Annotated in this window: 11 protein-coding genes; 6 read left to right on the forward strand and 5 right to left on the reverse strand. The window is 30.1% G+C overall.

What is annotated here, in order from left to right; genetic code table 11:
- Window positions 1–47: 47 nt before the first annotated feature.
- Entirely contained in the window at window positions 48–1,043 is a 996-nt protein-coding gene (gene hemB / locus B2217_RS14780) for a porphobilinogen synthase (RefSeq protein ID WP_038334133.1), read from the forward strand.
- Between the two features lie 54 nt (window positions 1,044–1,097).
- On the opposite strand, the gene B2217_RS14785 is transcribed toward hemB, so the two are convergent.
- Window positions 1,098–1,460, reverse strand: a complete 363-nt coding sequence (locus B2217_RS14785; RefSeq protein WP_180904373.1) for a hypothetical protein — start codon at window positions 1,458–1,460, stop codon at window positions 1,098–1,100.
- A 116-nt stretch (window positions 1,461–1,576) separates the two neighbouring features.
- Between B2217_RS14785 and ffh the strand changes: the two genes are divergently transcribed.
- Window positions 1,577–2,938 carry a signal recognition particle protein gene (ffh, locus tag B2217_RS14790; RefSeq protein ID WP_038334138.1) on the forward strand — a complete coding sequence of 454 codons (1,362 nt, stop codon included), beginning with the start codon at window positions 1,577–1,579 and terminating at the stop codon, window positions 2,936–2,938.
- Between the two features lie 255 nt (window positions 2,939–3,193).
- Here ffh and B2217_RS14795 read toward each other — a convergent pair whose 3' ends face one another.
- Complete coding sequence (locus B2217_RS14795) at window positions 3,194–3,589, reverse strand: NUDIX domain-containing protein (RefSeq protein ID WP_180904374.1); 396 nt, start codon at window positions 3,587–3,589, stop codon at window positions 3,194–3,196.
- A 166-nt stretch (window positions 3,590–3,755) separates the two neighbouring features.
- Here B2217_RS14795 and B2217_RS14800 point away from each other — a divergent pair, with 166 nt between their 5' ends.
- Genes B2217_RS14800 through B2217_RS14815 form a run of 4 tightly spaced genes read left to right on the forward strand, consistent with a single transcriptional unit; the run spans window position 3,756 to window position 10,579 of the window.
- Window positions 3,756–6,455, forward strand: a complete 2,700-nt coding sequence (locus B2217_RS14800) for a TonB-dependent receptor (protein ID WP_180904375.1) — start codon at window positions 3,756–3,758, stop codon at window positions 6,453–6,455.
- Between the two features lie 27 nt (window positions 6,456–6,482).
- Window positions 6,483–7,811 (forward strand): DUF4876 domain-containing protein, encoded by a 1,329-nt coding sequence (locus B2217_RS14805; RefSeq protein ID WP_291122986.1) that lies wholly within the window; start codon window positions 6,483–6,485, stop codon window positions 7,809–7,811.
- Window positions 7,812–7,824: 13 nt separating this feature from the next.
- Window positions 7,825–9,423 carry a DUF6850 family outer membrane beta-barrel protein gene (locus B2217_RS14810; protein ID WP_180904377.1) on the forward strand — a complete coding sequence of 533 codons (1,599 nt, stop codon included), beginning with the start codon at window positions 7,825–7,827 and terminating at the stop codon, window positions 9,421–9,423.
- Between the two features lie 7 nt (window positions 9,424–9,430).
- On the forward strand, window positions 9,431–10,579 hold the full coding sequence (locus B2217_RS14815; RefSeq protein ID WP_180906825.1) for a cytochrome-c peroxidase: 1,149 nt from the start codon (window positions 9,431–9,433) through the stop codon (window positions 10,577–10,579).
- 57 nt (window positions 10,580–10,636) lie between these two features.
- Here the strand turns inward: B2217_RS14815 and B2217_RS14820 are convergent, their stop codons facing one another.
- The 3 genes from B2217_RS14820 to B2217_RS14830 form a co-directional block, all read right to left on the reverse strand.
- Complete coding sequence (locus B2217_RS14820; RefSeq protein ID WP_180904378.1) at window positions 10,637–11,926, reverse strand: TolC family protein; 1,290 nt, start codon at window positions 11,924–11,926, stop codon at window positions 10,637–10,639.
- 10 nt (window positions 11,927–11,936) lie between these two features.
- Entirely contained in the window at window positions 11,937–14,336 is a 2,400-nt protein-coding gene (locus B2217_RS14825; protein WP_180904379.1) for an ABC transporter permease, read from the reverse strand.
- 2 nt (window positions 14,337–14,338) lie between these two features.
- A partial coding sequence (locus B2217_RS14830; protein ID WP_291122988.1) for an ABC transporter permease occupies window positions 14,339–14,650 on the reverse strand: 312 nt, incomplete at its 5' end.

Raw genomic sequence — 14,650 nt, forward strand, 5'->3', positions numbered from 1 at the left:
GCCTTATTCAAATGAAATCGAGTAAATTTGTCTAAAATTTTAATCAAATGTTTTTATATAACAGACATAGACGACTACGCAAAAATGAATCAATTCGTAGTATGATTCGCGAAAATCATTTGTCACCAAACGATTTTATTTTACCAATTTTTATGGCTGAAGGAGAAGGTGTGAAGGAAGAAATTGCTGCAATGCCAGGTATTTATCGCCAATCTCTTGACAATACTGTAAAAGAAGTAAAAGAAATTTGGGATTTAGGTATAAAATCAGTTAACATATATTGTAAAGTTAGTGATAATTTAAAAGATAACACAGGTAAAGAGGCTTGGAATCCAAACGGATTGATGCAAAATACAATCAAAGCGATTAAAGATGCTGTTCCAGAAATGATTGTAATGCCTGATGTTGCCTTAGATCCATATTCAATTTATGGTCACGATGGAATCATCAAAAATGGAGAAGTTATTAATGATGAAACTGTTGATGCTTTGGTAAAAATGACGTTATCTCATGCAGAAGCAGGTGCCGATTTTGTTGCTCCTTCTGATATGATGGACGGTCGAATAGGAGCGATGCGTGCTGCGTTGGAGGAAAACGGTTTTCATAATGTAGGAATTATGACGTATGCTGCGAAATATGCATCGTCTTTTTATGGACCTTTCCGTACTGCTTTAGATTCTGCACCAGTTGATTCTCAAGAAATTCCGAAAGATAAAAAAACCTATCAAATGGATTACCATAATTCACAAGAAGCGTTGCGCGAAGCAATTGCAGATGTAGAAGAAGGTGCAGATATTTTGATGGTAAAACCAGGAATGGCTTATTTAGATATTGTGAAACTAGTGAAAGATAATTTACAAGTTCCAGTTTCTGTTTATCAGGTTTCAGGTGAATATGCGATGATAAAAGCTGCTGTAGAAAAAGGTTGGTTAGATAATGATAAAGTTATTTTAGAGTCTTTAACTTGTTTCAAAAGAGCTGGAGCAGACCTGATTTCAACTTACTTTGCAAAAGAAGCTGCGCGATTATTAAATGATCAATAAATTAGTTCAAAATAGAAATAAAAAACCACTTCATTTGAAGTGGTTTTTTGTGTTTTAAAGCGAATAATTAATCATTTTCGCTGTAAATTGTTGTTTTTCTAATGTAGATAGAAAGTATTTTTGTTCAGCTTCTGCTTGTTCTTTTTTCTGATAATTCTTTTCGTAACCCGTTTGAATTTCTTTTAAAGAACTAATCGTTCCATTTTTTAATAAATAATTCTGAAACTTTGTATATCTATCTGCCAGTTTGCCATAGATATCTTTGTTATCGATGCTTGCTTCATAAACATCTGTTACATAAACTTCATTATCTTGTCCATAAGCGATGGAAAAAAAATAATAAGTTTTATTATTCTTTGTTTGACTGAAAACCACCCCAGTAACAAAGAATAAAAATAGTACTAAACCTTTTTTCATTCAACCAAAATTTGAGCACACAAGTTAATCATTATAACTTAATTAAAACCCTTGTTGTGTGATTTTATATTATTCGGTATAATTTTTTTATATTTGTGTCCTAAAATTGACTCAAAATGTTTCAAAATCTTCAGGATAAATTAGATAAAGCATTACATACCTTAAAAGGAAAAGGACAAATTACAGAAATTAACGTTGCAGAAACCGTAAAAGAAGTGCGTAGAGCCCTTGTTGATGCCGATGTTAGTTATAAAGTTGCAAAAGATTTTACAAATACAGTAAAAGAAAAAGCTTTAGGTGAAAACGTAATTACATCGCTTAATCCTGGACAATTAATGGTAAAAATTGTTCATGATGAATTAGCAAAATTAATGGGAGGTGAGGTTACTGAACTGAAAGTAGACGATAATCCTACAATTATTTTAATTGCTGGTTTACAAGGTTCTGGTAAAACAACTTTTTCTGGTAAATTAGCTAATTTCCTAAAAACTAAGAAAAACAAAAAAGTATTATTAGTTGCTGGTGACGTTTATCGTCCAGCTGCCATCAATCAGTTGCAAGTTTTAGGAGAGCAAATTGGTGTGGATGTTTATGCTGATTTAGAAAACAAAAATCCTGTAGAAATAGCTCAATCAGCAATTGCACAAGCAAAACAAAACGGAAATAATGTAATTATCGTCGATACAGCTGGTCGTTTAGCGATTGACGAACAAATGATGGATGAAATTCGTCGCGTTCACCAAACAGTTAATCCTACCGAAACTTTATTTGTTGTAGATTCTATGACAGGGCAAGATGCGGTGAATACTGCAAAAGCCTTCAATGAAGTATTGAATTATAATGGAGTTGTTTTAACAAAATTAGACGGTGATACACGTGGTGGAGCTGCATTAACGATTAGAACTGTTGTTGACAAGCCAATCAAATTTATTTCAACTGGTGAGAAAATGGAAGCTTTAGATGTTTTCTATCCAGAACGTATGGCAGATCGTATTTTGGGAATGGGTGACGTTGTTTCGTTAGTAGAGCGTGCTCAAGAACAATTTGACGAAGAAGAAGCAAAACGTTTACAAAAGAAAATTGCAAAAAATAGCTTCGATTTTGATGATTTCTTAAAACAAATTCAACAAATCAAACGTATGGGTAATATGAAAGATTTGGTTGGAATGATTCCTGGTGCAGGAAAAGCGTTGAAAGATGTAGATATTGACGACAATGCTTTTAAAGGTGTTGAAGCGATTATTCACTCAATGACAAAAAAAGAGCGTCAAAATCCAAATATTATCGATAATTCTCGTAAGAAAAGAATTGCAGCTGGTTCAGGAACATCTTTACAAGAAGTGAATCAATTATTGAAACAATTCTCTGAAATGGGTAAAATGATGAAATTTATGAATTCTGCAAATGGTAAAAAGATGATGGAAACAATGTCTAAAAATATGCCAGCAGGTGGATTCCCAGGAATGCCAAAAATGTAATAACAATTATATATAACTAAAAACCTCCAAATTATTGGAGGTTTTTTTATTTCAAACTAAATATAGATTCAATATAATATGAACAATATATGATAAGCTAGATTATTATTATTTTTTAATGTTTGCAAATTATAAAAACCAGTTTCACCAAAAGCTTATTGATTATCATAAATAGGTAGACTTTATTATTCAATTTAACATAATATATATTATAACATTATTATTTCTATGAAATATTAATGTTAATAATCTTTATTATGTTAAGTAGGAAAGTAAACAATCTCCTATATATATATTTTTTATAGAATTTAGATATCCTTTCGGAATATCCATATGTTCTAATTCTTCTAGATTAAATAATCCAAAATTTGAATGTTCAATACTATTTGCATCAATTAAATATGCTACAATAAATACAGTTTTATTTGGAACAACCTCAAAAACCCAAGAATCAACAATTTTTGAAACTTTAAACTTTATATTTAATTCTTCATAAATTTCACGTTCAAGAGTTTCTTCTGGCAATTCATTTGGTTCTAATCTTCCTCCAGGTAATTCCCATTCATTTCGATTATTCTTAACCAATAAATATTTACCATTTATTCTAATTATTCCTTTTATGGAAATTGGAACTAAATATTCTTTATACACTTCTTTTCATCTTTGTATAAATTTAATCATTTTCTATTTAACATAATCTTAGATCCGATAACATTACTTCTTTTGATTAATATTTAATGTTTTATTAAAATATGATTTTTATTCTATTGCTATTTAGATTAATTTAAAATAAATTTGCACCACAATTTTCTTATTGATGAAAAAAGGTTTATTAGCGCTCTCACTATTGGGTACATTTGGTTTTGTAAATGCACAACGAATTATTACCGGAACTGTAACCGACGAAAATGGTAAAAAATTATCTAACGTACAGGTTCAAGATCCACAAAGTAAAAGATGGACACAAACTAATTCTGACGGAATTTTTACAATCGAATTAACGAACGAGAATACTAATTTGTCTTTTTCTCAAAAAGGAAAAGAAACACAAGAAATTGTTGTAGATTCTTCAGAGAATAACGTTTCGATTATTCTTTATAATCAAACTTTACGATTAGAACAGGTTAATATTTTCCCGAAAAAGAAAAAAGAATATTCAGAAATTACGCTTGGTAAAGAAGCGATAGAAAATGTGCAAGCGTTTTCGTTAAACGAAGTTTTGCAACAATTACCAGGACAAGTTACAATGGATTTTAACAACAACGAATTCAAAAATGTTGTTTTTAGAACTGCGATTTCTTCAAATAATTTGGGATTATCAGGAAGTTTGTCGAGTAATACAAATAATGATCGTAAAGATTATTTTCAGAATAAAGCATTTGGGACGTCGATTGTAGTCAATGATATTCCAATTTCGAACAACGAAAATATGCAAGCGTTTACTTCTTTATCTGGTGGTGGTTTCAATGATTTTAACAATCCAAGTTATGGTGTCGATTTGCGTCAAATTACAACAGCTAATATCGATGAAGTAAAGATTATTCAAGGAATTGCTCCTGCAAAATATGGAGATTTAACTTCAGGATTAATCATCATCAATTCTAAAGTTGGTGCAACTCCCCTACGCGCTTCTATTTCGATGTTAGATGCGACGACAGAATATAATGTATCAAAAGGTTTCAAGCTTAATGATAGAAATTTCTTGAGTTTGTCGGGTAATTATTTGGCTTCTAATGAAGATGTTCGAGATAATTTGAAATCCTATAATCGTATTACGACAAATGCAGCGTGGAAATCATCGAACAAAATCAATACGTTGGTTAATACTTTAGAAGGAAGTTTTGCAATCAATAATGATAAAATAAAATATGATCCAGATGATATTTCGGATCCTAAAATAAAGAATGATAAGTTCTCAATTCGATTATCTAATAATCTGAAATGGAACTTGAAAAAAGATTGGATTGACGCTTTAAATGTTGATGCAAACATAAGTTATGAAAAGCAAAATTCGAAAGAAGAACGTTGGAATAATGTAGCAACTGCTGCAGTTACAACTTCTACGGAAAATGGAATTTCTGATGCGATATTTTTACCAAATCAATATAGGTTTGTCAAAAATGTAGAAGGAATTCCCATGTCTACTTTCTTGAATATAGAAGGTGTAAAAAATTACGAATCTAAAAACAATTGGAACCATACCTTTTCTGTTGGTTTATCTTCTCGATCAAGTTCTAATAAAGGTCGTGGAACATATACAGACGAAAATACAACGCCTAACTATTATACATTAAGCGGTGCAAAAGGAGGTTTGGGTTATCGTGATTATAATTTCAAAAACACCAAAACTCAATGGCAATTGTCTGTTTACGCAGAAGATAGAATTGTGAAGTTTGGCGAAAATGATAATGTTTTCAAATTAGATTTAGGTTTTAGATTTGATAATCAATATGGAAATAACACATTTCAACCGCGTATAAATACATCTTACGCGTTCAATAAAGTGTTTAGAATTCGTGGTGGATACGGAATTGCTTCTAAAGCACCTTCGTTAAATCAGTTATTTACAGGTGATCGAATTTATGATCGTTTGTTGGGAGACGGAATTTATTATGTCAATAATAAACAATATGGCTGGATTGAAACGTTTCTTTTGGAAGGAAATAATTTAAATTTGAAACCAAGTAGATCTTACAATTCAGAAATAGGTTTTGATGTTAATTTGCCTTTCGGATCATTAAATGTAACAGGATATTATAATCAATTGAAAGATGGTATTTCAAAAGTTTATCATGCAGCAACTTTAGAAGGTTCTACAATTAGTGTGGACACGTCTACTTCTACTCCAACCTATTCTGTAACTGGAAAAGAAGCTTATCAAATTATTTATAATACTTTAGAAAATAACTTAGAATCGAAGGATAAAGGTATCGAAATGTTTATGAATTTTAACCGAATCAAACCTTTAAATTTAGATATTTCGGTGAATGGTTCGTACACAAAAACAACAAATAATAAGCCTGTTTATGAATATGAAGCTTCTACAAATGTTTTAGCAAAAGAAAAATATGCTGTCTATTATAATCCAAAATCGAATGATGAAGCTTTAATGTTTGGAACAAATTTTAATTATCATTTGAAAAAAGTTGGATTGATTTTATCTCTTCGTACAGAACACATTTTTATTCAAAATCATGATAAATACAACAATAGAAATCCAATAGGATATTTGGATGAAAATTCTGTTTATCATGCAATTCCTGTCGAAGATCAAGGAAATACAGATTTGTACGGACATTTGATTAAAGCGCCACAAAAAACATTAGCAGAATTACAAAATTCATTGCATAATTTCCATTTACGTATTTCCAAAGATTTCTTAAATGGATTCAAAGTATCTGTTTATACAACAAATGTTTTAGGCTTAAAACCTACTTATATCAACGATTCTGGTGAAAGAATTGTTTCAAAAATAGCAAAATTTTCATTGGGAGGTAAAATTGAATATACTTTCTAATTCTAAACAATTTCAAAAAAGATTATTATGTTAAAAAAATATATACTTCTCACTCCTATTTTAGCAAGTTTATTATTTAATTCTTGTTCTGATGATGATTTTGGAAATTCAGCGGTTCAACCCGTTACATTTACAACAAAGGTTACTTTTGATAGTGATTTTGATGCTTCAAAATTACCTGTAAATGCAAAAACAATTCTTAAAAATACACAAACAGGAATGACGTATGAAGCAGTTACCAACAGTAATGGTGAAGCGGTTTTTCCTCAATTAATTCCAGGAACATATTCAGTGAATGTTAGTTTTTCCTTGACTCCAACAGAGTTTGAAACTTTATTTGGATATGATGCTGGAACAGAAGATAATATTGAATTTAATGGATCTGCGCAAAATGTGAGTGTAAATTCTTCAAATATTTCAATTGCTATCGAGTTGAATTCGGCTAAAATAATTGGTGGTTTAATTTTAAAACAAATCTATTACGGAGGTTCTGATATCAAAGAAGGCGCTTTGTTTAGAGATCAATTTATTGAGATTTACAACAATTCGAATGAAGTAATTTATGCAGATGGTTTAATTTTTGCGCAATTATTTGGTGCTAATACAGTCGAATCTCAATCATATTCTCAAGCAAATGGGCAATTAGATTGGTCCAAAGGTGAAGGAAATACAAAAGGTGCTGAAGCGAATACGGGCTATGTTTATGTTTCGAATGCGGTTCGTATTCCAGGAAATGGAACGACTTATCCAGTTCAACCAGGTCAAAGTATAACAATTGCGCAAACGGCGATAAATCATAAAGGAAATTATACCGATGCAAAGGGTAAAGTGATCGAAATTCTAAAACCAGAGTTAACGGTCGACTTATCAAACGCCGATTTTGAGGTAAATATGACGAGTTATTTAGGTTCTCAATATTCGTATGATATTCAAAATCCTGCTGTTCCCGATTTAGATATTGTGTGGTGGGCAAATGGAAATAAAGATTTATTATTAGACAATTTAGGTCGTCAAGCTTATATTCTTTTTAGAGCTGATGAAAATGAAATAAATGGTTTTGGTAAGGTAAAAAATCCGTCAAATAAAACAACGTATCAATATTTACAATTGCCGAATGATTTTATTTTAGATGCTGTAGAAACAACTCAAGATATGGGAACTAAATTGGTTCCTAAAAAACTACAAAATAAACAAGATGCTGGTTATGCTTATTTAACAGCGGGTTCTTATACATCAACATCCATTATTCGTAAAACTCAAAAAACAATTAATGGTCGTATAATTTTGAAGGATACAAACAATTCTACAAACGATTTTGTAAACATCAAAGCTGAACCAAAGATTTTTGCGCAATAGAAATTAAAAAAACATGAAATCAATTGATTTAACAACATACGATAACAAATTGTTGAAAATTGTTTCTTTTGCGTGTTTACTTTTCGGAAGTACATCATTTGCACAAGAAAATGATTCGATAAAAGTAACTTCTAACGAAGCTGAACAAGTTATAAAGGATTTAAATTGGCAATTACCTGTTGCGACACATTCTTTACCGATTAAAGATTATACGCATACTGGAATTTATTTCAGTCATAAAAACAATCAATTTGCGCGTAAACAAACAGCCGAAGAAACAAATCGTTATGGTTTTTTGAGCGAAGGTTTGTACACAACAGAAAATGGTTTTAGAATTTTTGGAATGATTGACCTACAGAAATTCAATGAAAAAAATTTATCATGGAATCTTTCTGACGAGCGTACAGATGAACAACAAGTGCTTTCTCCTCAATATTTCTACGTTCCGCGTGCAGCAGATTGGGATAATCAACAATATTTGATTCGTGGTGGAGTTTCGAAAAATTTTGGAAACTTAACATTAGCTGCTAAAGCCGAATTGAATGTCAACAAAATGGCGCGTAAATTAGATCCTCGTCCAGAGATTAAAAACAATCAATTGGTTGGAGAAATTCAAGTTGGTTATCAAATTTTTGATGGACATCAGATTTTTGTTTTGGGTGCATATGGTCGAAAAGATAAAGATTATAGTCTAAAGTATAAAGGTAGAAATCAAGATGTAGAAGAAAATTCGAGTACCTATTTGCGTTACATGGCAGGTTATGGTCGCGAAATTAATAACCCATTGAGAAATTCAATTAATAACGAAAAAACAATCTACGAATATTTTACACGAAATATCATTTCAAAAATCGGTGGTGGATATCAATTTAGTTCAGACAATACAAGGTTGATTTTAGGTTACAATTACCAAGAAAATCAACAGCGAATGTATGATAGCAAAACCAAAGAAGATAAGTTCTTTATCTATGTTTGGGATACCAACGAGCATTTTGCTTATGCGAATTTTATGACAAAATTTGATAACAATACAATCAATGCACGTTTAGATTTTTCGAGAAAAGATGGCGAAAATTACGATGTTTCTATTGGCGGAATGAATTATCAAAATCGCTTACAAAATCTAATTTTAGATGTTAATTTAGCAAATCGTGATCTTACAAAAATGAATTATTTTCTTGGTTTCAAAACAAGCTATAATCAGAACAAATATTATGATGCTTTAGCGATTTACGACATGAAAATTAAATCGTTGGATGTTGGTATTTATGGAAATAAAGATTTGATGTTGAAGAATAATTCGAAATTAAATGTCGGTTTAGCTTTTAATTATTATGCATTGTTGGATTCTTATTTTGATTATACAAAAATGACTGGAATCAACGAAGATACTTTTTACAACAATGTTGCGGCTTATGATTATGCGTACAATACAACCAATCATTTTGATGCTTCAACGTCCATTCGTTATATTTTACCGGTAAAAAACTACAAAACTATCGAACTATATACGCAGTTAAAAGGTATATTTGCAACAAATAAGAGCAATTTTTCCGAAATCAATACAGATAATACGTATTTAATGAATTTCGGAATTCAATTAAATTATTAGAATGAAGATGAAAAAAATGCTTCCAATCGTTGCATTTGGTGCGACTACTCTATTTTATGCGTTTAACAGTAACAAAATAATCGATCAAGGTTATACAGTTACCGAATTACGTACATTGTATAGTAGCGGAGATCAGTCAAAATGGCCAAAACCAACTGTGGACGAAAGTGTTTTGAAAGATGGTTTTGAAGATATTGGTACATTAGGCGAAGTTCCTTTTCCTAAAGATAATCCATATTCTAAAGAGAAAGCTGAGTTAGGAAAATCCTTATTTTTTGATCCTCGTTTATCAAATTCAAATCAAATTTCTTGTGCAAATTGCCACGATCCTGAGTTGAATTGGGGCGATGGTCGTCGTGTGCCTTATGGTGAAGATCGTCAATTGGGAGCGCGTAATTCGCCGAGTTTGATGAATGTTGCTTACTCAAAAGTAATGTTTTGGGATGGTCGTGCAAAAACATTGGAAGAACAAGCTGAATTTCCGATACGTGATAAAAAAGAAATGAATCATCACATTGATTTTGCAACAAAAAGAATTGCTGAAATTAATGGTTACAAAGAATTATTTAAAGCCGCTTTTGGAGACGAAAAAGTAACGAATGACCGTATTACAAAAGCGATTGCAACCTTTGAACGTACAATTTTATCTCCAAAAAATAGATTTGATAAATTTATTGCAGGAAAATCGGATGAATTAACTGATCAAGAAATTGAAGGTTTACATCTTTTCCGCACAAAAGCGCGTTGCATCAATTGTCATAATACAGCGTATTTTTCGGATAATAAATTTCATAATATTGGTTTGACATATTATGGTCGAGAATACGAAGATTTAGGTTTATACAATACAACTAAATTGGCTAAAAATGTTGGTGAATTCAAAACACCTTCATTACGAGAAGTTCCTCAAAATGCACCTTATATGCACAACGGACTTTTCCCTACAATTCGTGGCGTAATCAATATGTACAATGCCGGAATGTTTCATTTTCAACCAAATGAAAAACAGAAAAATGATTCATTATTTCCAAAAACAACAGAGTTAGTTCAGAAATTGAATTTAACTGCTTCGGAAATGGATGCGTTAGAAGCTTTTTTGATGAGTTTGAAACAGAATCAATACAAAATGCGTCCACCGCAATTACCAAATAAATAACAACTTATAAATAGCAAAACGACTCAATAAATTGAGTCGTTTTTTGTTCTGGATAGTTTAATTATCAACTAAAATTTTTAATTGATTTTGAATAAATACTTGACTCAAATTATTATTGAGTTCATTGTATTTTGATTGCAATACTTGATTTTTAGACGATTTGTAAACCGAAGCATCAACTTTATCAAACTTATATTTTGTTTCTGTAGTTTGAAAAGATTGTTCAGAAGCTTTTACAATTTCAATTAAAGATTTCGTCAAATCTTCCAATAAATTCAGTTTTTTTAATTCAAGATTGACCAAATCATTTAAACGTTTTTCTTCTTTATTTTTTTGCGCTTCATTCAATTGCAATTCAATTTTTTTCAATTCACGTTGTTGCGCTGTATTTCCTCTCGAATAAATCGGAATAGAAAGATTCAATCCAATATATTGGCTTTTGTTGTCTTTTAATTGATTTCCAAATTGAAAATTTGTATCTGCTAAACTCTTAATTTTCTGCGCATAAAAAGTTCCGTATGAATAATTTAAAAATAAACTTGGTACATATTTCCCAAATAACTGCTTATATTCTTCATTGATTTTCTTTGTATTCAACTCAAATTTTTCAATAGATGGATAAGTTGAAAAATTGAATTCATTCAGATTTATTTCATCTAATAAAGGTTGTTGTAACACCATATTTTCTGGTGAAACACTTGTAATATTCAGTAATTGAATCAATTCAGTTTTACTTATAATTTCATCATGTTTAGATTTTTCTAAATCATTTTGTTCTTGAAGAACGATAACTTGAATATCATAAAAATCACTTTTCGGACGCTTCCCTTCTTTTACTTCTTTCGAAATTCGAACAAATTGTATCTGAGAATTTTCCATTTGAGATTTCAAAACATTTTGCCATTCTTGCAAAGCCAAAACCGCCATATATTTTTCTAAAACCAACAAATCATATTGATTTTGAATTGTTTTCAATTCAAGTTTTTCTAATTCGATATCATAGTTTTGAATTGTTGTTTGATTTAATTTAGAAAAATCAAACAAATTAATTTGAGCATTAATTGATAAATTATCTGATTGAATATTAGAAGGTTCTCTTGTGTTAGTTGAAGGGTCAATTGATGAACCAAAATTATATGCATGAGAAACTGAAGCATCAATAGTTGGTAAAAATTGCGAAGCAAAAGAACGTTTTGTTTTCACTTTTTGATCAATTTTTATCGACTGAATTTTAAAATCAGGTTGATTTTCTCTCCCTAAATTCAAACAATCTTCTAACGTTAGGTTTTGCGCTTTTCCCAAAAATGAGAAAAGCACAACCATTAATAAAAAATATTTAGCATTCATAAACAGAGAATTATTCGTATTTCAGGTAATTTAAACTATTGATTCGAGTAGCAGAATAAGCTTTTATTAAAACAACAATTAAGGTTAAACTCAATAATAAAACAAAAGCAAACACATAAATCCAGATTGAGATATCAATGCGATAAGCAAAGTTTTCTAACCATTTTTGCATCAAAAAATAACTTGGTAAAATTGCAAGTGCAAAACCTATAAATGCGAAATAGATGTATTGTTTTGATAAAATTCGTAGTAAAGAAGATGTTTCTGCGCCTAAAACTTTTCGAATGGCGATTTCTTTGTATTTACGTTCGATTGTGTATGAAGAAAGTGCAAACAATCCAAATAATGCGATTGTTATCACAATAACATTCAATATCTTGAACATTTTTTCTTGTTTTGTGTAATTTTCATACGAACGTGCAAACTGTTTGTCGATAAATTCATATTCGAACGGATAATCTTGATCAACTTTGGCTTTCCAAAACTTCTCGATTGCAGCAATTGTTTCGCTTGTATTTTCTGCATCAACTTTGATATAAATTTGACTAAGATTATTTTGCAACCAATCGACTGTATTTACGTTGATAAGCATCATTGGAGGAATTTTATTTTCTGGACTACCAATATTGAAATCTTTTACAACTCCAATAATATTAAACTTATATTCGTTCCAATCAACTTGATCTCCAATTGATAAATTTCCTAATTCATTCATCGCTGTTTCGTTCAAAATGATGTTATTAACCATATCTGAAGTGATTTTTGAATTGAAATCTCTTCCGTTTTTCAGCTTAACTTTCATCATTGATAAGAAATTGTAATCAACTGGAACATTTTGAATTTGAATACTTTTATCCTGAAATCTCATTGTAGAAGAATTCATTGCATTATTTCCAAACTTAAATGCTGTAGCATTTACATTTTTCACTCCTTTTATCTTCAATAAATCTTGTTTGATTACTTTATAAAAATCTAAACGTTTTTCTCCTAAATCATATCTTCTCAACGTAAGATTTATAATTTGATCACCAGAAAAACCAAGATCTTTTTTACTCATATAATTTACTTGTTCTGTCACTAAACTTCCAGCAACAATAAAGAAAGTAGCAATTGTAAACTGAATAATTAACATCAAATTTCTAATCCAAATTCCATTTTTGCTTCTTGAGAAATTCCCTTTCAAAACATTCAATTCTTTAAAATTTGAAACATAAATCGCAGGAAAAATACCGGCAAAAAGAATAACGATTAAAAAAATTAAAACTAGATAAGGAACAAATTCAATGAGATTAATTGATAAATTTTTATTAATCAATATATTATAACTTGACAATCCTATTTCTACCAATGTAAGTGCTAAAAGAACAGAAAAAAACGTTGTAATCGCAGTTTCGAACAAAAATTGCCAAATGACATTTTGCTTTGAAGCTCCTAAAACTTTTCGGATTCCAACCTCTTTCGCGCGACGAATAGTTTGTGCTGTCGAAAGATTGATGTAATTGATAATTGAAAGCAATAAAATTAGAATTGACAAACCCAGATTAATTTTCAGGAAATTAAGATTTCCTTTGTCTTCTGGAAATCCTGTCACTTCTGCTTTCAAACGACTATCTGTTATTGGTTGTAAATATCCTTTCGTTAACCCCGATGTTTTAATGTATTCATCGACAGAAATTCCTCTTAATTTAGCATATCTCTGTACAATATTTTCATAATAAATCTTATTAATAGATTTTTCTACAACTTCTTTATCATTAGGATTTTTTAATTTAATCAATAAAGCATAGGTAAAATTATTCCAATCATCAATATTGAGATTTGGTGAAGAAATTACATATTTAGGTAAAAACCCTGAATTATTTTTCAATTGATAAACACCATAAATGGTTAAAATTTCTCCATTAAGATTTTTGATTTGTTTATTGATAGGATTTTCATTTCCAAAAATTCGTTTTGCTTCTTGCTCTTCAATCGCAACTGCATTTCTATTATTCTTGAATTGTTCTTTATTTCCTTGGACAAAATCAAATGGAAAAAAATCGAAGAAATTATTCCCTGTGATTGCAATTTTATTTAATAATTCTTTCTTCTGATTAATGATATAAAGTTCTGATGAATAACCAGGTTGATAGAACAAAGTTTCTTCAATTTTATCCGATTTTTCTTTTACCAACTCCGCCATTGGACCAGTTGTAGAAGCTATTTGTAAGTCAGGTTTTAAAAATGTGATTAATTCAAAAATTCTATCTTTTTCAGGATTCCATTGATCGTAACTCGTTTCATCTTTCCAATACAAGGTCGAAAAAATGACACCAGCAATTCCGATTGCCAAGCCAAGAATCGTAAGAAATGTAAATCCTTTGTTCTTGATTGTATTTCTAAAATATATTTTAAGCCAATTATTAAGCATATTTATTCGTATTTCAGATAATTTAAACTATTGATTCGAGTAGCAGAATAAGCTTTTATTAAAACAACAATTAAGGTTAAACTCAATAATAAAATGAAAGCAAATACATAAATCCAGATTGAAATATCAATGCGATAAGCAAAGTTTTCTAACCATTTTTGCATCAGAAAATAACTTGGTAAAATCGCAAGAGCAAAACCTATGAATGCGAAATAGATATATTGTTTGGATAAAATTCGTAGTAAAGAAGACGTTTCTGCGCCTAAAACTTTACGAATGGCTATTTCTTTGTATTTACGTTCGATTGTGTATGA

This window comes from Empedobacter sp. UBA7620, assembly GCF_002484185.1.
In the GTDB taxonomy this organism is placed as follows: Bacteria; Bacteroidota; Bacteroidia; order Flavobacteriales; family Weeksellaceae; genus Empedobacter; species Empedobacter falsenii_C.